This window comes from Pseudarthrobacter sp. S6 (assembly GCF_050156575.1).
Lineage (GTDB): Bacteria > Actinomycetota > Actinomycetes > Actinomycetales > Micrococcaceae > Arthrobacter.
This window is the reverse complement of record NZ_CP189581.1, coordinates 1,626,438-1,645,160: the sequence shown is the minus strand read 5'-3', so window position 1 is coordinate 1,645,160 and position 18,723 is coordinate 1,626,438. Positions and strand designations below refer to the sequence as shown.

Sequence of the window (18,723 nt, the reverse complement as noted above, 5' to 3'; positions counted from 1 at the left end):
GCGGCGCCCGGCTACCCTGCGGGTGGCGGGGTGAGTACGTGGCGGTTGCCCGAGTTGCATCGCTGCCATTCACGGTAGACGTCGATCGCGGCGTCCCGGGGCTGGTAGTCCACCGGCAGCCGTCGTTCGGTCCAGTCTTTGGCGAACTCGGCGTAGAAGGTGGCCAGTTCGAAGTACTTGCGGTCGTCGACGTAGTGCGGTTCGTAGTCGTCGCGCTGGGTGAGGACGACGACCTTCTCGGGGCTGCAGTAGTACAGCGAGCCGAGGCACATCGGGCAGGGATGGGCGAGCACGTAGATGGTGCACCCGGTCAGGTGCTCGGTACCGAGTTGGGAACAGGCCTCGCGGATCGCGAGGATCTCGGCGTGCGCGGTCGGGTCGTTCGTCTGCGACACACGGTTGGGGCTCTCGGCAAGGATCTCTCCGTCGCGGGCAATGACGGTGGCAAACGGCCGCCCGCCCTCCTCGACGTTGGCGCGTGCGATGTCGATGGTGCGTTGGATGAAGTCCATGATAAGTCCTTGCCTGGGAGGTTGATTCAGGGATAGGCGGCGGCCCCAGAAGTGAGGCCGCCGCCAGGCCGGGATCAGAACGGTTTGGTGGGCAGGTATTTTCCGTCGAGCGTGATCACGGCACGTGAACCGCCGTCGGGGTCGTCAACTTTCTTGATGTCCAGCTTGAAGTTGATAGCACTGATGATGCCGTCACCGAACTGTTCGTGCACCAGTGCTTTCAGGGTGGACCCGTAGACCTGCAGCATTTCGTAGAAACGGTAGATGGTGGGGTCGGTTGGGATGCCGCCGGGGATGCTGCCGCGCAGCGGAATGGTCTGCAGCAGCCTGGAGGCGTCCTCGCCCAGGCCCAGCCGCTCGACGACGATTTCCGCAGCGGCTTCCGGCAATGGATGCTGGCCGAGCAGGGCGGCGGTGACGAAGGCAAGGCTCAAGCCGGTACCGTTGGTCAGCTCCTGCCAAGAGAGGTCCTTGCGCATCTTGGCGTCGATGATGGCGGCGGTCAGTTCCTCGCGCGGAGCCTGGGTGTTCTGGGAATGAATCATGGTGTTTTCCTATTTCTTTCGGTGATATCAGGTAGTTAGGCGGCCAAGCCGGATCTGGCCGGCATGGCACAGGTCTGCGGGTTGTCTGCGAGTGGGACAAAGAGGCCCGTGACGCCGTCCAGGGTGTCGATGGAGCCGGTTTCGATGTCGTAGACCCAGCCGTGGAGGCTCAGCCGGTTCTGGTCCAGGGCCAAGGCGACGGAGGGATGGGTCCTGATGTTGGTCAGCTGGGCGATGACGTTCCCGCGGACCATGGCCTCCAGTCGCTCCTGGGCCGATCCGTGGGTGCGGGCGGCGTTAACGGCCTTCGCAGCGTCGGCGTGGGCAAGCCAGCTGGCCACTGCCGGCAGGTGGTCCAGCTTCGTGCCGGTGGAGATGGCAGTCATCGCTCCGCAGTCGGAATGGCCACAGATGATGATGTCCGTGACGCCCAGGACGGCGACCGCGTACTCGACGGTCGCGGAGACACCGCCCGGCTCCGGGCCGTAGGCCGGCACGATGTTGCCGGCGTTGCGGATCACGAACAGGTCGCCCGGTTCCCGCTGGGTCAGCAGCTCCGGCACTACCCGGCTGTCCGAGCAGGCAATGAACAGGGCCCCAGGGTTCTGGGCGGTGGCCAGCTCCTTGAAGAGTTCAGAGCGATCCGGAAAGGCTTCCCGTTGGAATTTCAGAAAGCCTTCGATGATGTCTTTCATGGGCCGTCTCCTTCATGTTTGGGGATAACTCAAGGATGACGGAACCAAACTATAGTGTCCAAGACTTGTTTATAATGGAATCAATAAGTAATTCCTATAGTTGGAGAGTTGTGATGCTACGCCACATCCGCTACCTGACCGCGGTCGCGGAACACCAAAACTTCACCCGCGCGGCCGAGGCACTCCATGTCTCCCAACCGACGCTGTCGCAACAGATCAAACAACTGGAGACCACGCTGCACGTCCAACTCCTGGACAGGTCCGGGCGCACCGTGCGGCTGACCGACGCCGGCGAGACCTACCTGCGCTATGCCCGTCGCGCCCTGCTGGAGCTTGACGCGGGAACCCGGGCCATCCACCACGTGCAGGATCTAACCCGTGGATCGCTCCGGCTGGCTATGACACCCACGTTCACCGCCTACCTGATCGGTCCGCTGGTCGAACGTTTCAGCACCCGCTATCCCGGCATCACCTTGAGCGTGCAGGAGATGACCCAGGACCGCATCGAGGCGGCACTGGCCGAGGACACCCTCGATCTAGGCATCGCTTTCGCCCAGGCACGTTCGTCTGAGATCGAGACCCAGCCATTGTTCGTCGAAACCCTTGGCCTGGTCGTCGGCAATAACCACCCCCGCGCCGGCGTGCAGACACCCATGGACCTGCGGCAGCTTGAACAAGAGAGGCTAGTGCTTCTCAGTAACGACTTCGCAACCCGGCGCCACATCGACCAGTACTTCCGCGACCACGGCATTGACCCCCGCGTCGCAATTGAAGCCGACTCCATCAGCGCGATCGTGGAAATCGTCCGCCGCGGCCAGCTCGCCACCGTGCTGCCCGAAGCCATTGCCCGCGAACACCACGGGCTCCATCCGGTTGACCTGGCCCCGGCCATTCCACACCGCACCGCAGCCCTGCTCAGAAGGAAAGGCGCCTACGTGAGCGCAGCCAGCCACGCTTTCACCGAGCTGTCATCGACGTGGAGCTAGCCGCCTGACCCGGCCGTGGCCAACGCGGCCACCCGCAAAAGACTTGCCCAACGCCATCCAAACGCCACAGACGAAACCAACGCCGGCGCTAGGTGGCGCGAATCATCATCGCGGGGGTTCTGCCCATCATGTCAGGAGAACCCCCGGTAAAGGTTCAGGTGCCGCACACCGTCGCTATTCATCCCGAGCGCACCGGCCCCGCGCAGAAGGACACCGGGCGATGAGCGCCGATCACGTCCACGCACCCGGACATGAGGAGGGCGCATCCTCTGCCGGTCACAGCGGTCACAGCGGTCACAGCCACGGGATAGCGGCAACGCTGACCGGCGCTATCTGGTTATTGCCCTTGCCCTGTTTGTCGGGTTCATGGTCGTGGAAGTCATCGTGGCCGGCGTTTCCGGGTCGCTGGCTTTGCTCTCCGACGCCGGGCACATGCTCACCGACGCCGGGGCGATCGCAGCCTCCCTGTGGGCGATCAACCCGGCGGCACGCCCGGCGCGGGGAATCTGGACCTTCGGATTCAAGCGTGCGGAAATCCTTTCCGCGGCCGCCAATGGCATCACCTTGCTGGTCAGCAGCGCCCTGGTTGCTGTGGAGGCCATCCACCGTCTCTTCGATCCGCCTCCCGTCGAGGGCGGACCTGTCCTGGTCGTCGCGATCCTGGGGGGCATCGTGAATCTGGTGGCGGTGTGGCTGCTGGCCAAAGCCAACCGGTCCAGCCTGAACGTAGAAGGATCCTTCCAGCCCCTCCTGACCGATCTCTACGGCTTCATTGCCACCGCGGTCGCCGGCCTCATCGTTTTGACCCCCGCGTTTCCCCGTGCGGACGCTATCGCCTCGCTCATCGTGGTGGGACTGATGCTGCACGCCGCGTGGGGGCAAAAGGCGCGCCCTAAGCCACCCATTTGTTCAGCGCACTGCTAGGCCGAACGCTCGCAGGTCACCAGAATCATAGAAACGATCGTTCGCAAGACACCGTTTGAGATCCCTTCCGGCTGTCATTTTCAGCGCCCCTGGACCGCTGAAACTGACAATCACAATGGCGGTTTCCCGAAGAACGGCGTCGCTTTCCGGCAGTCCGCTGCAAGCACCACGCTTCTCGAATGACCCTGTTCTTGAAATCCTTCGTCTCTGAGAACATGCGCCCAGCCCGGCCCACCACCACGCCTGGTTTTTCGCGGACGACCTGAACACCGGCCAGGCGCCGCCGATTTCAGCGGCGGCGGCAGGACGAATAAGTACGGACTTGGCGAAGCTCCGGGATTCATCATGCCCGTCCCGCACAACTGCTGGCCGGACAACCGGAGACGCCCCGGCAGGGGTCTTGGCCTTCCCGTGGCCGCGTGGGTCCGATGTTTACGGCGAGGACCGCGGCTGTTGTTGGCGAGGTGGGGTATTGCTGCTGCTTACGCAGCCCGTAGCGGGTCCGGCCCCGGGCCTGTAGACCGAATGGGCCGTGATGACCAGCAGGACCACCAGGGCGCCTCCTGCAGCGACGGTGACCTGAGCCTTTGCCGCGCCCAGTTCCGTGGAGTGCAGGGCCCCGTTTGCCGCTGCGTGCGCGACGAGCCCGATCAATTGGGTGTGCACTATCAGAACTGCGGTCGCGAAGGCCGTGAGCAGGAATTTGATCATGAAAGAAGAGCGCAATCCTGTGAACAGGTCTTTGAATCCCTGCGGGCCCGGTCCTTGTCCTGGTTCCGGGTCGTGATTGACACAGCCGGTCGTGACGACGTCATCGAATTCATCGAGTTTCCCGCTGTTCATGGCGACGCCGAAGCGCTCCTGGGCGTGGATAGTGGCGTCCCTGGTCATTGATCCTCCGTTTACGGTTGTCAGGCCGATCAGCGCGGGACGGTCCTTTTGTTATCTGTCATGGTGCGCGCTGGTCTGCCCGGGAGCAAGGGCAGTGGGAGCGGGTTCTTCTGCCCGAACTTGCCCGGGCCCGGACTTCAGGCGGATTCAGATGTTCCCATGCCAGGGGGTGTGCAGGCGGAGGTTTCGGCCGCTGTCATTTGACGAGGTGCTCCAGGATGGCCTGGGTGACGGCTGCCGGTGAATCTTCGGTGGGAATGTGATTGCCGTTGACTTCAACGAGATCCGATCCCGGAATCTCGTTGATGTAGCGGTGCGCGAAGCTGACTTTTTGGAAGTCGTCCTCGCTGCCCCAGACCAGACGGGTCGGTATGTGGGCTTCTTGCAGCAGCGGGACCAGGTCCAGGGTGTAACGGGGGTCGGCGGCTGCGGCCATGGCCATCCACGACCTGTGGCGGGCCGGTTCGTTCCACGGCGAGAGGTAATCAGCCAGTTCCTCCTCGCTGAGGGTGCGTTTGATGGCCCGCTGCGTCGATATCGCACGGGCTTCCAGCAGCTCCGGGGCTGTCGTGGCTGCCCGGACCTGCGGGTCGCGGAACCTTTCCACCGCAGGCACCGGCCACGAATCGAACATGACGGAGTTCATCAGCACGAGTTTGTTCACCCGCCCGCTGGTGGCTGCGAGGTGTTGGGCTATTCCTCCGCCGATGTCGTGCCCGGCCAGGTCGAAGCTGTCCAGTCCGAGGGCATCGGCGGCGTCGAGAACTGTTTCTGCGAGGGCCGGGACGGTGGCGTGGCTGGTGTCGAGTTCGCCTTCGCTGTGCCCGAATCCGGGCAGGTCCAGGGCAATGCACCGCCGGACGATTCCCAAGGCGGGCAGGACCGGCAGCCACACGCGGCTCCAGAACGTGCCGTGCAGCAAGAGCAGCGTGGGGCTCTGGTCATCGCCGCTGCTCAGATATGAAAGGGATGTACCGGCGACCTCGACGTGTTCGCGCCGCACAGGGGCTTGGGTGGGGGTCATGGATGTGCTGCCTTTCCGTTCATTGCGGCCGGTTGTGGAGTCCGGTGCGCTGGCGGCTCCCGGGTGCGCCGGACTTTGTCTGCGCCCGAGGTCTCAGGCGGCACCGTGGGGCGGGTAGTCGTGCTCCTGGGCGTAGCGGACCCCGGCGATGACATCGTCCAGGGACGGCCGGCCGAAGGGCATGGTCGCGGTGCTGGACCAGAACAGGGTCCCGTCCTCGTCGAGGATGAAGATGCCTGGTTCGTTGAAGAGGTCCGGCTCGCCGTCCTTGATCGCGTGCGAGAGGTTCAGGCCCCAGGACCGGGCGGCTTCCTCGCTCAGGCCGTAGGCCACGGGGAGGTTAGCCAGGCCGCTGGCCCCGGTACCCAGCTTCAGCTCATCGGTGGTTCCCCCGCCGACTAGGGCGAGTGCGAGGCCGGGTGCTGCCTGTGTGGGAAGAAGTGTCATAGCCGGACTAACAAGGTCCGGCGCCCGGTCATTCCCCACGGCCCGGTTCTGTACACGCTTTCACGGTGCAAGAGGACGTGTTCAGGGACCCTCTGTCCACGCGAGATCCCCCGGGTCGGTTCGATTAGCTGCCGATGAATCTTTTGTTCCGCGTGGTGGTGTTGTTCTGGATGGTGCTCGGGACGTTGGCCGTGGCGCCCAGGTTCAGGCCGAGGTTCGACGCCGAAACGAACGAACCACGGTCGGTTCCGGCGGTGTTGTTCTCATCCAAGGTGTTCTGGTTGGTGCTGGCCACACCGGCGTTGGCGCCCAGGTTCATGCTCGAGGCCAAGGGTACCACGGTCGGTCGCGGTAGTTAGCTCAAAGAACAGGGTTCCAGTCGCTTGGGAGTGGTTGGCTTATCCTCTTCCTCATCGTTTCCGACCCGGGTATTGTGACGGGTATCATGGCCGGTGTGGTCGTGGCGACGAGGGTGTCGCAGCGCTGGGGTGCGCTAAAAGGAGTATGTCCTGCCCCCGCCATTTCGTTTGAATGGCAGGAGAATGTCCCATGTTCGAACAACGTTTTATTGTTGACGCTATTTCCCGGAGCGCGGAGAGCGCGGTGGACCGTCGCCGGTTTTTCCGGGCGGCCGGGCTGAGCGGGCTCACCGCCGGGGCGGCTTTCGTTGCCGCGTCCGCGGCGGCGTCGCCTGCTGTTGCGGAGGAGGCCGGGGCCCCCAGTGACGCGGCGATTCTGAACTTCGCGTTGAACTTGGAATACCTTGAGGCTGAGTTTTATCTCCGGGCCGTCACGGGGATGGGGTTGCCGGATAACATGACCACCGGGACGGGGCGGCGGGGTCCGGTGGTCGGCGGCAGGGCTGTACCGTTCAAGACGCCTCTGATCAAAAAGTATGCTGAGGAGATCGCCGGGGATGAAAAGACCCATGTCGCGTTCCTCCGCAGTGCGTTGGGCAGCGCTGCGGTGTCGAGGCCGAGGATCAGTCTTGATGATAGCTTCACGGCCGCGGCCCGGGCTGCGGGGCTGATCGGTCCGCATGACAAGTTCGATGTGTATGCCAATGAGGTCAACTTCCTGTTCGGGGCCTTTATCTTCGAGGACGTCGGTGTCACCGCGTATAAGGGCGCGGCTCCGTTGATCAGTAATAAGACCTATCTTGAGGCGGCCGCGGGACTGTTGGCCGTCGAGGCCTACCATGCGGGGATTATCCGTACAACGCTCTACGCTTTGGGGGTCCAGACCCCGGCGATCTACACCACGGTGCAGAAGATTTCGGACGCCCGGGACAGCCTCGACGGGACAACGGATCTGGATCAGGGCATCGGCACCGCGGCCGTGGCCAACCTTGTTCCCACTGACGCGAACGGGCTGGCGTTCAGCCGGACCGCAGCCCAAGTGTTGAACATCGCCTACCTCGATTCAGAGCAGGTCACGTCGGGCGGGTTCTTCCCGGCAGGCGTCAACGGCAGCATCAACACCAGCGGCGATAACGACAACGACTAAGTCCCACGAACCGACGGGCCGGTTCGCACGCTGCCGAGGTGTCCGGCTGTTCCGGGGATACCGAAACCCCGGAGCAGCCCGCTAAGAAGAGAAGTACTAAATACCCAAAGACATCGGCTCGAGTGGGGTGCGGTACGGCTAAAGTCGTGCGCCGGACACCCGAGATCTCTCCTGCGTGGGTTTCCAGGTCAGGCTTTCCAATCCCCGCGTTTTGCCGGGGGCACAGCGGGTCGGGTGCCCGAGTGGCCTATTCGGAGCCGTTGTCCTGGGCTTCGAGGCGTTTGGCCATGGCTTCAACGGCCTGGTTCCAGCGGACGGCAAGGGTGTGCCTGCTCAACGGTTCAAAGATGCCGGTCAGGACCTTTTCCACTGCATCATATGTGGCGTCTTGGCCCGGTCCTGCGCCGCCGGGCTGTAATAGTTCATGCCCGCGGTTCGAGACCGCGGCCACAAAGGATGGCTGTCCTGGTCCGCTGACATGGGAAACGGAGCGCGGCAGCAGGGCCTCGGCCGGCCGCTGCCCGGTCAGGTCCCATATGCAGGGACCCGGGCGCGGACGTGTTGCCGGACCCGTCCGGGGAGGCTCCGGTACCGAATAGCCAGTGGCGGGCGGTAAGGTGTCGGCCAGGACTACCTTTTGGAAGGTGTGTGCTTGATGGGACGGGTAAACTCGCCGCTACGATCTCCGACGCATCGGGTTCTTGTCCCGGCTGTTGCGGCGTTGTCGATGCTGGTTCTGGCTGGGTGCGGTGCCGGCCCCGGGACCACGGCGCCGGGTCCGGCTGTTACGGTGGCTGCATCCGCATCAGCTTCGCCGCTCTCTGATATTCCCGTTGCCGACGCGGGTGGGCCCTCGGCGGCGGCATTGATGGTGTGCGGGGAGGAAACCCGTGCCAACATCGTCAAGATTCTGGCCCTCCCGTCTGTCCCGGGCACCGCCGCAACGTGGGCAGACAAGTTCTACACCTGCACCTACACTCTGCCGGGCGGTGCGCTCGTGCTCTCGGTCAAGGAAGCCGCTGACCCGGATGCTGCACACGCTTTCTTTCAGGAGCTGCAGCGGAGTACGGTTGCGGCCGACCCGATCGAGGGATTGGCGAACCTGGGGTTCCCGGCCTTCCAGACGCCAGCGTCCGCTGCCTTCGTTAAGGACAGCTTTGTGCTGACCGTGGACGCGTCGGCCTTGCCGGAAACGCTGGGCCCGCACGAGGTGACCCGCGCCGCGTTCGCCTACCAGGTGGCCACCACAGTGCTGGCCTGCTGGTCCGAATAGCGCTTCATGCACCCCCCTGCCGCATGCCCCAGGTGCCCGGACCGGGTGTTTGGGCAGGTGAGAGGCTTCAGGTGCGGCGAAGGAAAGTTCATGACATCTGACCAATCTGTGGCGTGGAGCACAACGAACCGTTAGTGTCACAGTCATGGGCGTGCCCATCTGGGGGGGCGTTCATTGTCAATGGAGGAAAAAGAATCATGATGAAATCCGCTTTCCTGATTGCCCCGGCCCTGGCCCTGGGCGCCCTTGCACTCTCCACCAGCCCGGCCTTGGCCGCGGACAACACGAATTACCAGGCGAACCTGGCCGCGATCAACGGCAGCAACGCCTCGGGAACCGTCATGATCACCGTCAGCGGTGACCAGGCAACGGTCACGGAGAAAGTTTCCGGTCTCGCCGCGATGTTCAACGGCAGCCCCTACCCGCACGTCCAGCACATCCACATCGGCGCGAAGGGCACTTGCCCGGACATGTCCGCCGACACCAACAAAGACGGCGTGATCAGCACCACCGAAGGTGCCCCGGCCTACGGCGGGATCGGTGCGACCCTGTCCACCAGCGGTGACACCAGCCCGGCAGCTGGCACCGATCTGAAGGTCGCCGGGATGGGCGCCTCCTACACCTACAACCGCACCTTCACCCTGGATGCGAAGACCGCTGATGCGCTCAAGGCCGGCACCGCCGTTGTCGTCGTCCACGGCCTGGACCCGGCCACCTTGTCCGACGCGGCCCAGAAGGCTCCCAGCGACCTCGTGCCGTCCCTGCCGCTGGCCGCGACCTCGCCGGCGCTGTGCGGGACCCTGAAGGCCATGCCAGCCGGCGCCCCCGGCACCGGCATCACCACCCCGGCCCCGGCCGGCCCTGACCTGGGGCTCCTGGCAGCAGGTGGCGGCCTCGTCCTGGCAGCCGGCGGCGCGTACGCCCTCCGCCGCAAGATGGCAGCCTAACGCCTGATCAAGGCGACAGGACAAGCAGGGATCTAATGGGACCTGAAAACAGCAGTCGCCGCGGACGCCTCATGGCGTCCGCGGCGGCGGCCCTGCTCCTGGCTGGCGGCATCACCACGATCGGCCTCGGGCTCCACGCCGAACCACCCGTCCCGGGCGGCACCAGCACTGTCTCGGCCAGGGCACCGGCCACGGCTCCATTCCCTGACGCCAGCAGCCCTGCGCCAGCGCCCTTAACTGACCAGGTCAATGCACCGGCACCGCCCATCCCGCCGTCCGCGGCTGTTCCTGCGGCCCCGGATGCGGCTTTGCCCGCCTCTGCGCCGGTCCGGGTCGTTGTCCCCGCCATCGGCGTTGACGCGGCCCTGACCCCCGTCGGCAAGCAAGTCAACGGTGAAGTCCAGACTCCGTCTGGGGAACCGGGAGCACCTGGGGGCTGGTACCAGGACTCGCCCATGCCCGGCCAGAGCGGGTCCGCGGTCATCCTCGGCCACGTCAATACCACCAACAGCGATGTTGGCCTGTTCTACCGGCTCCACGAACTCACCCCGGGCCAGACCCTCACCGTCACCCGCGCGGACCACACCGCCGCGGTCTTCACCGTGGACAAAGTCGATGTCTATCATAAAGCCACCTTCCCGACCGTGGAGGTGTACCAGAACGCGGACCGCCCCGAGGTCCGCCTGATCACTTGCGGCGGCTACGACCCCGCCACCCGGGAGTACCTGGACAACACCGTCGTCTACGCCCACCTGACCTCCAGCCACCCCGCCTGAACCCGGAACCGCTGCCCTCGCCTCCGCCAGGAGCGCCCGTCAGCTCCCTGAAGGGAAACACCATGAAGACGATAAAAACCCCGCAACGTCTCGCCCTTGCCCTGATTGGCGCGGCCACCATCATCGGTGCCAGCGCCTGCGGGACCACCCCAGGAGGGTCCAGCTCAACACCCGGGTCGCCGACGCCGCCAACGGCTTCCGCGTCAGCGTCCATGGATGCCGGGATGGGAGCGTCCCCGATGGCATCATCAATGGGAGCCACGATGGGAGCCACCAGCGGGTCCTCCGGGATGGCGGCTGAATTGACGATCCACATCAAATCCTTCGCCTACACCGGCCCCGACAGTGTCCCTGCCGGGGCGAGCGTGACCGTGATGAACATGGACAACGTGGCCCACACCGTCACCGCTGACGACGGGTCCTTCGACGCCGTCGTCAAAGCCGGCACCAGCACCACCTTCACCGCCCCCGCCAAGGCAGGGGCCTACTCCTACCACTGCACCTACCACTCCAACATGCACGGGACCCTGACCGTCAAATGAGAAAGGACCGCACCCCTGCCCGGGGTATCACCGGCGCGGGAACCCCGGAACCAGGCCGCCCAGGCCGTGGCACCGTTGCGGGCCCCGTCCTGCGGGTCCTGGCGGCGGCCGCTCTGGCCGTGGACGCGATCGTGCATGCACGCCTTGCCCCGGGCTACCAGTCCGCCGCCCCGGAAGGCTTCGGCGAGGGCAACCTCTTTCTCGCCGAAGCCGCCGCCGCCGTAGCCGCCGGGCTCTACGTCCTGATCCGCGGCAGCCGCCCCGCATGGCTCCTTGCCCTGCTCACCGCCGGCGGAGGGCTGGCGATCCTGCTCCTCTACCGCTACATCGACCTCCCGGCGTTCGGGCCCTTCCCGGCCATGTACGAACCCGTCTGGTTCGCTGAGAAAACCCTCACCGCCCTCGCACAGGGCGCCGCGGTCCTCCTCGCCGCCACCGCACTGATCCTGCACCGGAAAACCCGCCCTGTTGAGCGGGAGCGCTAGTCGTCGAAATGTGCTGTCATCACCGTAGCCCCGGCAGTTCGGGTTATGAGTTCCTGGGCGAGGTCGCCAAGTTTTCGTTGCGGTTGTTTGACGCGTGGCAAAGAATGTCAAATGCCTGGTCCCTGGAACACCGGTCCGCGGCCATGATCGTCCCGCAGGCCACATCAATAGCTGTCCTGCTCCAGGGCGGCCCGTAAATGGGTTGCCAGCTCCTCGGCGGCAGCGACTCTCAGCGCCACCCGGAGGGCACGGCTAGCAGTGTGAGCAAACCCCTCCGCTTCGGTAACCACATCATTACCGAAGAGGCCCGCGATGAGACCCTCGCCGATCACCGGCCGGCCTGGCTGTTTGCGCAGGGCACGTCAGGTCCTGACGGGAAAGCTGTCTGTTCAGTGGATCTGTTTGGGACAGAGTCCGTGGCCGCCACGGGTTTTCCGTCCGGAAACCCTCTCTGCGCGGCCATTAACCGGCCGCATGTGCCCACGTTTTACCCGTCCACGGCTGAGATCTATTTCCTCGCGGTCCGGGCTGCGGTCCCTGACGCGGTGGGCTACCTTCTGGTCCAGCTGGCCGGGCTGCTGATTGGAGGGGCCGTCACACTGATGCTGCTCAGGGTGCTAGCCCGCACCGGCTTGCCCGTCCGCCTGGCCGCCGCTTGGGCCTGGAGCCCGTTCGTGGAGCTCGCTTCCGGGCCGCGGATTACACTCAGGGACGCTACCTACACCCTCTCAACGCGTTCTGATGGAGTCACAGTGAACAGCATCCTCTGCAGTTGGCCCCGCGTCCGAGATACCGCACCATGACACCCTTGCGGCTGTCCCAGCTCATCAACGATCCCCGCGGACCGGGAATGATCCTCCCCACTCTGGCGGTCCAAGAGCTCAGGAATCTCATCGATGCCCTGTATTGGAACCTTGACACGCCCTCGCCCACACTGGAGGCGGAGACCTGGTACGAACTCGCGGGTGATGAAGACCTCCGCAGGTCCACCTTGACTTAAATCGCTACCCGCATGCCGGCCTGGCCCAGTCCTAGCACCATTCGCCCCCGACTTGCCGACCAGCATCATTGACGTGCGCGACGTCGCTGCATGGAGTGTCATGGCAGCAAAAACGCACCTTCATGGTGTTTCAATGCCATGGGCGACGTTCACACATTCGACGAACACCTAGGCACCGCCGTTTCGCAACCGACGGCACGTGGGACCGGATCCACACGAGGCTTCTGGCCGAAGCGGACGCGGCCGGGCTGATCGACTGGACCGTGTTGGTGGACTCAACTATCAACCGAGCCCACCAGCACGGGACGAACCTTCCCCGCGCCACAGGGGGAACTCCCGAATTACAAGAAACTTTTTACCCAACCGCCTGACCACGCCATCGGCCGCTCCAGGGGCGGGCTAAGCACCAAGATCCAGCACGCCTGCGACGGCAAGGACAGCCGGCTGGCGATGAGTCTTGGCCCCGGCGCGGGCGGCGACTCGCCCATGTTCCCCGTCGTCATGGAAGCAGCCCGGGCTCCTCGTCTCGGCGGAGGTCGCGCCAGAACCCGCCCCGATGCCGCGATGGGAGATAAGGCCTACTCGTCCCGGGCGAACCGCGCCATACTCCGCGACCGGGGTATCAAAGCCGTCATCCCGGAACCCTCCGATCAGATCGGACACGCCAAACGCCGCGGCTCACGCGGCGGCCGGCCCGTGAACTTCGACTCCGAGACCTACAAAGGCCGCACCACCGTCGAAAGATCCTTCAGCCTCTCCAAGCAATGGCGCGGCATCGCCACACGCTTCGACAAACTCACACTGACCTACCGCGCCGGCGTTATCCTGTACGCAGTCGTCATCTGGCTACGCCAATAAAGAGACACGCCCTAGACGATGGCAGAGATCCCGGTGATGGCACGGCCGGTCACGAGGGTGTTGATCTCGTGGGTTCCCTCATACGAGTAGATGGCTTCGGCATCTGCAAAAATCTTGGCCATCTCGAAGTCCGTCACGATGCCATTGCCGCCCAGGAGGCTGCGGCCGATCGCAACACTCTCGCGCATCCGGGCGGTGGTGAATGCCTTGGCCAGGGCGGACTGTTCGTCCTTGGCCTGGCCAGCGTCCTCCAGTTGGGAGAGCCGGACCATCATGGCCATCGAGCTAACGGCATTTCCGAGGATCTGCACCAACTGGCTTTGGACGAGCTGGAACGACGCCAGCGGACGGCCGAACTGGTGGCGTTCCACGGCGTAGCGGCGAGCCACGTCAAACGCTGCCAGCTGCTGGCCAACTGCCTGCCAGCCCACGGACAGCCGCGTGACCTTCAGGACCTTGTTGGTGTCGCGGAAGCTGTTGGCGCCTGCCAGCTTGAAGAAGTCCGGAACCACCACGTTCTCCAGGACGATGTCTGCGTTCTGGACGGTCCGGAGGGAGATCTTGTTTTCGATTTTGGTGGCACTGAACCCGGGCAGCGCCGTATCTACCAGGAAACCCTTGACCTGGTTGTCGGCGAGGTCCCGGGCGTAGATGACCACCCAGTCCGCGAATGTAGCGTTGCCGATCCAGCGTTTGTCGCCATTGAGGATCCAGGTGTCGCCGTCGCGCTGTGCTGTGGTGCGCGTGCCGCCGGCCACATCGGAACCGCCCAGGGGTTCGGTGAGCCCGAATGCGCCGATCTTCTTCAGCGAATAAATATCCGGGAGCCAGGCGTCCTGCTGTTCCTGGGAGCCAAGGGCTTCGATGGAGCCGGTGAACAGTCCGTCGTGCACGCCCATGAAGGTAGCGATGGAGGTATCGGCGCGCGTGGCCTCGGCGTGGACCAGGCCGGCAAACAGGTTGGAGTAGCCCTGGCGCCGCACCGGGCTCACCAGGTCGATTTCGGCCAGCTTGGGAATGAGTTCCATGGGGAACTCACCGCGGTTCCAGCAATCCACGGCAATCGGCCGGACTTCGCGGGCAAGGAAACCCCGGATCTCGGCCAGCCGGTCCTGCTCCTTGGCGGTGAGAAGCTGCTCGAAGGCGAAGAAGTCGCCGTCGGCGTACGGAAGGTTGTTGATGTCAATGGATTTCTTAGGCATGGTTTCCTCGCTAGGGATCAGTGCTGATAGACGGCTCCAAGGCGCGAATATCCCCGGAAGTTCATTAAGTTACTGATGAGTAACTTACCGCATCGGGCTTACCCTCCGCAACGGTGGCGATGGAACGAAGCTGGACCTGCAAACGCCCAGGCGGTCGAACGGTGCAGCGAACTTCGATAACGTCGGGGGCAAGGATGTTGCATCTTTCACTTGGGGGAATTGTATTGACTGACCCGCGCCGCGAGGCCGTTCTCATCCGGAGCAGGGACCAGCCCGGATTTCACGACAAAACCTCGCAAGTTTTGGATTACGTTGTCGCCGCCGACTTCACCTTCGTTACATTCCAGTTAGCCAGCAGCCCGCGGAAATACAGGTATTCGGCCCAGAACGTCATGATTCTGCGCAACCCGACACGCGAACCCATTGAGGATAGGGACTGTGTCAGCATCCGTGGAGATCCCGTGCAGGGAGTGACGGAGGTGTGGCGTTTTGACGGTCCAGGCCAGACCTGGTGGCGCGTTTTCTCCTTAACCAGCGGACGCGAAGTCTATAGGACATGCAGGCAGGACGAGATCAGCATTGTCCACGCTGCGGAGGACGCCACCGAAGCTTACGACGTCCTCAACTACTGGCACCACGTCGTTTCCCATCTCGGGCAGGACGATCCATTGCGCCCCCTATACAAGAGCTTTCGGGCCATCCCCTAGGGGAGCATCCTCGATCTCTACCTTCGCGGCGAAGCCCTGGATGCCTCGGCGGAAATCGGGGAACTTATTTTCCCGTTTTCGTCAAACCTCAGCCAGCGCGAGGCTCTGATGAAAGGCCTCACCCACCGTATCTCGGTCATCGACGGGCCGCCGGGAACAGGAAAGACGCAAACAATACTGAACCTGGTTGCCAACATCATCCGTTCCCCGGGGACAACTGTGGGCATTGTGTCTTCCAATGATGCCGCGGTGGAAAACGTCCGCGACAAGCTCGCGCGGGAAGGGCTCGGCCACGTCGTTGCAGACTTGGGGCGTAGCGACGTGAGACGTAAGTTCTTCGCGGGACAACACGCCGAAAACGTCGAGGTGCAACGCCAAGCCGGGCGCTCAACTGTGTCCTTGCCAGCAGCCGGTCGGATTTCGGACCTCGACAAGCAACTCCAGCACTTGCAGGTGATGGCCCGGGAGCTAGCTATGCTGCGGCAGGAGCTGGATGCCTACAAACTTGAACGGCGTCACTTCAGCCACCATGTCGACAGTCACGAACTGCCCTCGCTTCCGGCATTGACACTCCTGAAGCGGCCGTCCAACCGTATCCTCGAATTCCTCGCCCAGACAGCGGCCGTTCCAGCGAATGAAAGTCGCCTCAAAAGAGTTTTTCGACGGTTCAAGGGCCGTTTTCGATATGGATCCACGAAGCACATCGATCCAGACAACACGGACGTAATCCTGCGTCTCCAGGCTGCTTTCTACGACAGCAAAATTGCGGAGTTGGAACAGCAAATCGAGCGAGCGAAAGCGCAGCTCGATCAGAACGACTGCCCCGGTCTCGAAGACGAACTGGGGCACTTGTCACGACAAGCGCTGGACGCCGGTCTGTACCAGCGCTATTCCGGTGGCCGGTCTCAAGGCTATTCGGACGACACTTATCGCCGGGACTTCAAGAACTTTGCCAACGATTATCCAGTGATCCTGAGTACCTGCCACTCGCTACGGCGAAGCATCCCGGCTGGCTTCCTGCTGGACTACCTGATCATCGATGAAGCGTCCCAGGTGGACCTTCTAGTCGCGGGCGTGGCGCTTTCCTGCGCACGGAACGTCATCGTGGTGGGCGACCTGCAGCAGCTACAGCACATAGCGGCGAAGGGTGCATCCGAGCGTGCCGGCCAGCACCTGCGCCAAGTTACGACTATGGGCGGCACAGTATCCTGTCCTCAATCATCGAGCGCTTCGGCACCGACCTCCCCCGCACAATGCTCCGGGAGCACTACCGCTGCGACCCTGCCATCATCGATTTCTGCAACAAGAAGTTTTACGGTGGGCAACTCGTTCCGTACACGGTCAGTGACCCGGACAACAAGGCGCTCATAGTGGTACGCACAGCTAAGGGAAACCACATGCGGCAGCACGTGCGCGGTCGCACCAACCAGCGGGAAGCGGACGTTATTGCAGAGGAAGTCCTGCAAGAATTCTGCTCAGACACACGGCCTGAAGACATAGGTGTGGTCACGCCGTACCGTCTGCAAGTGGACAAAGTGGCGGAAGCCCTCGTCAACACCATCCAGGCTGACACCGTCCACAAGTTCCAGGGCCGCGCGAAGGAAGTCATCATCATGAGCACGGTCCTGGACGAGACGAAAAACGGACGTTTCGGGGTTGAATTTGTGGATAGCCCGCAACTGGTCAACGTGGCGGTATCCCGGGCGGTCAAACGGTTCATTTTGGTGACGAATTACGACATGCTGCCGGCCAGCCGTCATCTCCGCGATCTGGTCCAGTTCATCCAATACCAGGATCCCGAGCACGGCGTGTTCGATAGCGCAGTCGTATCTGTATTCGATCTCCTCTACAAGGAGTACTCGGCGGTGCTCCGGCCCTTGGCTGCCCGCATTCAAAACACGTCCAAGTTCGCTTCCGAAAACATCGTGTGGACCCTGCTCCTCGAAATTCTTGCCGAGGCAACGTACACGGATTTGGCCGTTGCTCAGCAGGTCGTTTTGCGCAATCTGCTCCCCGACCTGTCCAGGCTCACGGCCCAGCAGATGGCCTACGTGCGCAACCGCGCCACGGTGGACTTCGTCATATACAACCGCATCACCAATGTGCCTGTCCTCGCGGTGGAAGTTGATGGTTTCGCCTTCCACGAGGCTGATCCTCTGCAACGAGTCCGGGACGGCTTCAAGGACGCGATCTGCCTCGCGCACGGCATTCCGCTCCTGCGGCTGCCAACCACCGGGAGCGGCGAAGAACACGTGATCCGCCAAAAGCTCGCCACAGCCATTCTTGACTAGGCATCCGTCTGAGACACGTGTGCCCTCCGGTTTGCGTGGACGCAGACCGGAGGGAACACACAGTAGGGCTACTCGGACTTGAACCGAGGACCTTAGGATTATGAGTGAGTGCTTTTCGTCAGTATTCGTTGGATAGTGATTATCCCTAGATTCTGGGGCAGAACGGCCCATCGAGGGATCGCAGTCATCCGTTATATCTCGTTGGTTTTCATTGTTTCCGGTGGGTAAGCGGTGGGTGAACGCCGTCTGAATAGCGCTTCAGTGCTGGCTTGACACTCTTGCTGAGTACGTGAGCCAGACGACAGCCGACAAACGTACGACCAGGTGGACGACCCAGGTTGCGGACCGTGAAGGTGCCGCTGTTCAATCTCTCTTTGGTCTGACCCCATGACCCGAAGACCACCACGCAACACCTAACGCTGGAATCTGGGGCGGGATCACACGTCACGGCTCGGGTCCCCCTGGTCGGAGACGCGCCTGCTGCACAAGTCCGGCACGGGCCGCGGGGAGCATGTCTGTGGACATAGAGGCGATTCGAACTCCTTACCTCTTCTCAGAGGACAGTCTATTTCATTGGTTATCAACGACTGACGTTGTCTTGCTAATCCGCGGAATCTAGACGTTCCTCGAGCCAAAGCAAGTCCGTGACATGTCACCGTTTTTCATCATTTCCGTGGGGTAAACGTGTGGCGGACACGAGCCAGAACAGCTCGCCAGCGCAAGCGCTTGCGTCGACACCCGCGCGTATCCGATTTAAGTAGTTGCGCCCCGCTCCAAGTGTCGCGTATCTGAAGATCAGGACCGGGATGCAACCTCAGGGTTTCGATACATAGTTATGAGAATCGCTGACTCGCAGCGGTTCCGCCGCTTGTCAGTTTCCGAAGTCGACTGCACAGAATGTCCAAAGCCGTCTGCACAGCCCGCCCGTTGGGGGATGTTAGCGGCCATGAAAAACTGCCCATAGGCGGCCACGGAACTGCCCACTGACGGCCATGAAAACTGCCCGTTGGTGGCCATGAGATCTGCCCACTTCCTTTACTTAGCCCTGCTGCTTAAGCGGCGGGAGCCTCTTCCCGGGGTTTGATGACGGTGTCTAGTCGCACCAAAGTCGT

24 protein-coding genes are annotated in these 18,723 nt (G+C 63.1%); 14 read left to right on the top strand and 10 right to left on the bottom strand.

Going from position 1 to position 18,723, the window contains the following annotated elements; all coding sequences use genetic code 11:
- Positions 1 to 11 precede the first annotated feature (11 nt).
- The 3 genes from ACQCS0_RS07975 to ACQCS0_RS07965 all read right to left on the bottom strand — a co-directional run bounded on the left by ACQCS0_RS07975 (position 12) and on the right by ACQCS0_RS07965 (position 1,752).
- Complete coding sequence (locus tag ACQCS0_RS07975; protein WP_354155982.1) at positions 12 to 512, bottom strand: nucleoside deaminase; 501 nt, start codon at positions 510 to 512, stop codon at positions 12 to 14.
- 74 nt (positions 513 to 586) lie between these two features.
- Entirely contained in the window at positions 587 to 1,057 is a 471-nt protein-coding gene (cynS, locus tag ACQCS0_RS07970; protein WP_354155983.1) for a cyanase, read from the bottom strand.
- A gap of 35 nt (positions 1,058 to 1,092) precedes the next feature.
- The gene (locus tag ACQCS0_RS07965; RefSeq protein WP_354155984.1) at positions 1,093 to 1,752 is read right to left on the bottom strand and encodes a carbonic anhydrase; all 660 of its coding nucleotides are present in this window, start codon (positions 1,750 to 1,752) and stop codon (positions 1,093 to 1,095) included.
- A gap of 113 nt (positions 1,753 to 1,865) precedes the next feature.
- On the opposite strand from ACQCS0_RS07965, the gene cynR reads away from it, so the two are divergent.
- Complete coding sequence (cynR, locus tag ACQCS0_RS07960) at positions 1,866 to 2,738, top strand: transcriptional regulator CynR (protein ID WP_354155985.1); 873 nt, start codon at positions 1,866 to 1,868, stop codon at positions 2,736 to 2,738.
- 264 nt (positions 2,739 to 3,002) lie between these two features.
- Positions 3,003 to 3,662 (top strand): cation diffusion facilitator family transporter, encoded by a 660-nt coding sequence (locus ACQCS0_RS07955; RefSeq protein ID WP_426939541.1) that lies wholly within the window; start codon positions 3,003 to 3,005, stop codon positions 3,660 to 3,662.
- A 432-nt stretch (positions 3,663 to 4,094) separates the two neighbouring features.
- Here the strand turns inward: ACQCS0_RS07955 and ACQCS0_RS07950 are convergent, their stop codons facing one another.
- From ACQCS0_RS07950 to ACQCS0_RS07935, 4 genes are all read right to left on the bottom strand, one after another.
- Complete coding sequence (locus ACQCS0_RS07950; protein ID WP_354155987.1) at positions 4,095 to 4,553, bottom strand: hypothetical protein; 459 nt, start codon at positions 4,551 to 4,553, stop codon at positions 4,095 to 4,097.
- A 196-nt stretch (positions 4,554 to 4,749) separates the two neighbouring features.
- Positions 4,750 to 5,577, bottom strand: a complete 828-nt coding sequence (locus ACQCS0_RS07945; protein WP_354155988.1) for an alpha/beta hydrolase — start codon at positions 5,575 to 5,577, stop codon at positions 4,750 to 4,752.
- Positions 5,578 to 5,670: 93 nt separating this feature from the next.
- Complete coding sequence (locus ACQCS0_RS07940; RefSeq protein ID WP_354155989.1) at positions 5,671 to 6,024, bottom strand: hypothetical protein; 354 nt, start codon at positions 6,022 to 6,024, stop codon at positions 5,671 to 5,673.
- A gap of 124 nt (positions 6,025 to 6,148) precedes the next feature.
- Entirely contained in the window at positions 6,149 to 6,355 is a 207-nt protein-coding gene (locus tag ACQCS0_RS07935) for a hypothetical protein (RefSeq protein ID WP_426940177.1), read from the bottom strand.
- 218 nt (positions 6,356 to 6,573) lie between these two features.
- On the opposite strand from ACQCS0_RS07935, the gene ACQCS0_RS07930 reads away from it, so the two are divergent.
- Positions 6,574 to 7,530, top strand: coding sequence for a ferritin-like domain-containing protein (locus tag ACQCS0_RS07930; RefSeq protein ID WP_354155991.1), 957 nt, complete (start codon positions 6,574 to 6,576; stop codon positions 7,528 to 7,530).
- A gap of 247 nt (positions 7,531 to 7,777) precedes the next feature.
- On the opposite strand, the gene ACQCS0_RS07925 is transcribed toward ACQCS0_RS07930, so the two are convergent.
- Entirely contained in the window at positions 7,778 to 7,981 is a 204-nt protein-coding gene (locus ACQCS0_RS07925) for a hypothetical protein (protein ID WP_426939432.1), read from the bottom strand.
- 339 nt (positions 7,982 to 8,320) lie between these two features.
- On the opposite strand from ACQCS0_RS07925, the gene ACQCS0_RS07920 reads away from it, so the two are divergent.
- The 5 genes from ACQCS0_RS07920 to ACQCS0_RS07900 all read left to right on the top strand — a co-directional run bounded on the left by ACQCS0_RS07920 (position 8,321) and on the right by ACQCS0_RS07900 (position 11,553).
- On the top strand, positions 8,321 to 8,803 hold the full coding sequence (locus ACQCS0_RS07920) for a hypothetical protein (protein WP_354155993.1): 483 nt from the start codon (positions 8,321 to 8,323) through the stop codon (positions 8,801 to 8,803).
- Between the two features lie 197 nt (positions 8,804 to 9,000).
- A complete protein-coding gene (locus ACQCS0_RS07915) occupies positions 9,001 to 9,750 on the top strand; it encodes a hypothetical protein (RefSeq protein WP_354155994.1) in 750 nt (249 codons plus the stop codon).
- Between the two features lie 35 nt (positions 9,751 to 9,785).
- Positions 9,786 to 10,526, top strand: a complete 741-nt coding sequence (locus ACQCS0_RS07910) for a class F sortase (protein ID WP_354155995.1) — start codon at positions 9,786 to 9,788, stop codon at positions 10,524 to 10,526.
- Positions 10,527 to 10,588: 62 nt separating this feature from the next.
- Positions 10,589 to 11,068, top strand: coding sequence for a cupredoxin domain-containing protein (locus ACQCS0_RS07905; protein WP_354155996.1), 480 nt, complete (start codon positions 10,589 to 10,591; stop codon positions 11,066 to 11,068).
- Positions 11,065 to 11,553, top strand: a complete 489-nt coding sequence (locus ACQCS0_RS07900) for a hypothetical protein (protein ID WP_354155997.1) — start codon at positions 11,065 to 11,067, stop codon at positions 11,551 to 11,553. Before ACQCS0_RS07905 ends, ACQCS0_RS07900 begins: the two co-directional genes overlap by 4 nt.
- 43 nt (positions 11,554 to 11,596) lie before the next feature.
- Here the strand turns inward: ACQCS0_RS07900 and ACQCS0_RS07895 are convergent, their stop codons facing one another.
- Complete coding sequence (locus ACQCS0_RS07895) at positions 11,597 to 11,722, bottom strand: ANTAR domain-containing protein (RefSeq protein WP_426939540.1); 126 nt, start codon at positions 11,720 to 11,722, stop codon at positions 11,597 to 11,599.
- A gap of 91 nt (positions 11,723 to 11,813) precedes the next feature.
- On the opposite strand from ACQCS0_RS07895, the gene ACQCS0_RS07890 reads away from it, so the two are divergent.
- The 3 genes from ACQCS0_RS07890 (at position 11,814) to ACQCS0_RS07880 (ending at position 13,411) form a co-directional block, all read left to right on the top strand.
- On the top strand, positions 11,814 to 12,356 hold the full coding sequence (locus ACQCS0_RS07890) for a hypothetical protein (RefSeq protein WP_354155998.1): 543 nt from the start codon (positions 11,814 to 11,816) through the stop codon (positions 12,354 to 12,356).
- Positions 12,353 to 12,553, top strand: coding sequence for a hypothetical protein (locus ACQCS0_RS07885; protein WP_354155999.1), 201 nt, complete (start codon positions 12,353 to 12,355; stop codon positions 12,551 to 12,553). Before ACQCS0_RS07890 ends, ACQCS0_RS07885 begins: the two co-directional genes overlap by 4 nt.
- A gap of 378 nt (positions 12,554 to 12,931) precedes the next feature.
- Positions 12,932 to 13,411, top strand: coding sequence for a transposase (locus tag ACQCS0_RS07880; protein ID WP_354156031.1), 480 nt, complete (start codon positions 12,932 to 12,934; stop codon positions 13,409 to 13,411).
- Positions 13,412 to 13,422: 11 nt separating this feature from the next.
- Here ACQCS0_RS07880 and ACQCS0_RS07875 read toward each other — a convergent pair whose 3' ends face one another.
- Positions 13,423 to 14,613, bottom strand: a complete 1,191-nt coding sequence (locus ACQCS0_RS07875) for an acyl-CoA dehydrogenase family protein (protein ID WP_354222281.1) — start codon at positions 14,611 to 14,613, stop codon at positions 13,423 to 13,425.
- A gap of 224 nt (positions 14,614 to 14,837) precedes the next feature.
- Here ACQCS0_RS07875 and ACQCS0_RS07870 point away from each other — a divergent pair, with 224 nt between their 5' ends.
- The 3 genes from ACQCS0_RS07870 (at position 14,838) to ACQCS0_RS07860 (ending at position 17,611) form a co-directional block, all read left to right on the top strand.
- The gene (locus ACQCS0_RS07870; protein ID WP_426939429.1) at positions 14,838 to 15,320 is read left to right on the top strand and encodes a hypothetical protein; all 483 of its coding nucleotides are present in this window, start codon (positions 14,838 to 14,840) and stop codon (positions 15,318 to 15,320) included.
- Between the two features lie 108 nt (positions 15,321 to 15,428).
- Positions 15,429 to 16,691: an AAA domain-containing protein gene (locus ACQCS0_RS07865; protein ID WP_354156002.1), complete on the top strand. Its 1,263-nt coding sequence runs from the start codon at positions 15,429 to 15,431 to the stop codon at positions 16,689 to 16,691.
- Positions 16,574 to 17,611, top strand: coding sequence for an AAA domain-containing protein (locus ACQCS0_RS07860; RefSeq protein WP_354156003.1), 1,038 nt, complete (start codon positions 16,574 to 16,576; stop codon positions 17,609 to 17,611). The genes ACQCS0_RS07865 and ACQCS0_RS07860 overlap by 118 nt, the downstream gene beginning before the upstream one ends.
- The last annotated feature ends 1,112 nt before the right edge of the window (positions 17,612 to 18,723 follow it).

Excerpts from the sequence above, each read along its gene's own strand:
- ACQCS0_RS07965 (WP_354155984.1), bottom strand. The coding sequence starts at position 1,752 with ATGAAAGACATCATCGAAGGCTTTCTGAAATTCCAACGGGAAGCCTTT.
- ACQCS0_RS07945 (WP_354155988.1), bottom strand. The coding sequence starts at position 5,577 with ATGACCCCCACCCAAGCCCCTGTGCGGCGCGAACACGTCGAGGTCGCC.
- ACQCS0_RS07930 (WP_354155991.1), top strand. The coding sequence starts at position 6,574 with ATGTTCGAACAACGTTTTATTGTTGACGCTATTTCCCGGAGCGCGGAG.
- ACQCS0_RS07940 (WP_354155989.1), bottom strand. The coding sequence starts at position 6,024 with ATGACACTTCTTCCCACACAGGCAGCACCCGGCCTCGCACTCGCCCTA.
- ACQCS0_RS07865 (WP_354156002.1), top strand. The coding sequence starts at position 15,429 with ATGAAAGGCCTCACCCACCGTATCTCGGTCATCGACGGGCCGCCGGGA.
- ACQCS0_RS07915 (WP_354155994.1), top strand. The coding sequence starts at position 9,001 with ATGATGAAATCCGCTTTCCTGATTGCCCCGGCCCTGGCCCTGGGCGCC.
- ACQCS0_RS07885 (WP_354155999.1), top strand. The coding sequence starts at position 12,353 with ATGACACCCTTGCGGCTGTCCCAGCTCATCAACGATCCCCGCGGACCG.
- ACQCS0_RS07875 (WP_354222281.1), bottom strand. The coding sequence starts at position 14,613 with ATGCCTAAGAAATCCATTGACATCAACAACCTTCCGTACGCCGACGGC.
- ACQCS0_RS07905 (WP_354155996.1), top strand. The coding sequence starts at position 10,589 with ATGAAGACGATAAAAACCCCGCAACGTCTCGCCCTTGCCCTGATTGGC.
- ACQCS0_RS07900 (WP_354155997.1), top strand. The coding sequence starts at position 11,065 with ATGAGAAAGGACCGCACCCCTGCCCGGGGTATCACCGGCGCGGGAACC.
- cynS (WP_354155983.1), bottom strand. The coding sequence starts at position 1,057 with ATGATTCATTCCCAGAACACCCAGGCTCCGCGCGAGGAACTGACCGCC.
- ACQCS0_RS07975 (WP_354155982.1), bottom strand. The coding sequence starts at position 512 with ATGGACTTCATCCAACGCACCATCGACATCGCACGCGCCAACGTCGAG.
- ACQCS0_RS07860 (WP_354156003.1), top strand. The coding sequence starts at position 16,574 with ATGCTCCGGGAGCACTACCGCTGCGACCCTGCCATCATCGATTTCTGC.
- cynR (WP_354155985.1), top strand. The coding sequence starts at position 1,866 with ATGCTACGCCACATCCGCTACCTGACCGCGGTCGCGGAACACCAAAAC.
- ACQCS0_RS07950 (WP_354155987.1), bottom strand. The coding sequence starts at position 4,553 with ATGACCAGGGACGCCACTATCCACGCCCAGGAGCGCTTCGGCGTCGCC.
- ACQCS0_RS07910 (WP_354155995.1), top strand. The coding sequence starts at position 9,786 with ATGGGACCTGAAAACAGCAGTCGCCGCGGACGCCTCATGGCGTCCGCG.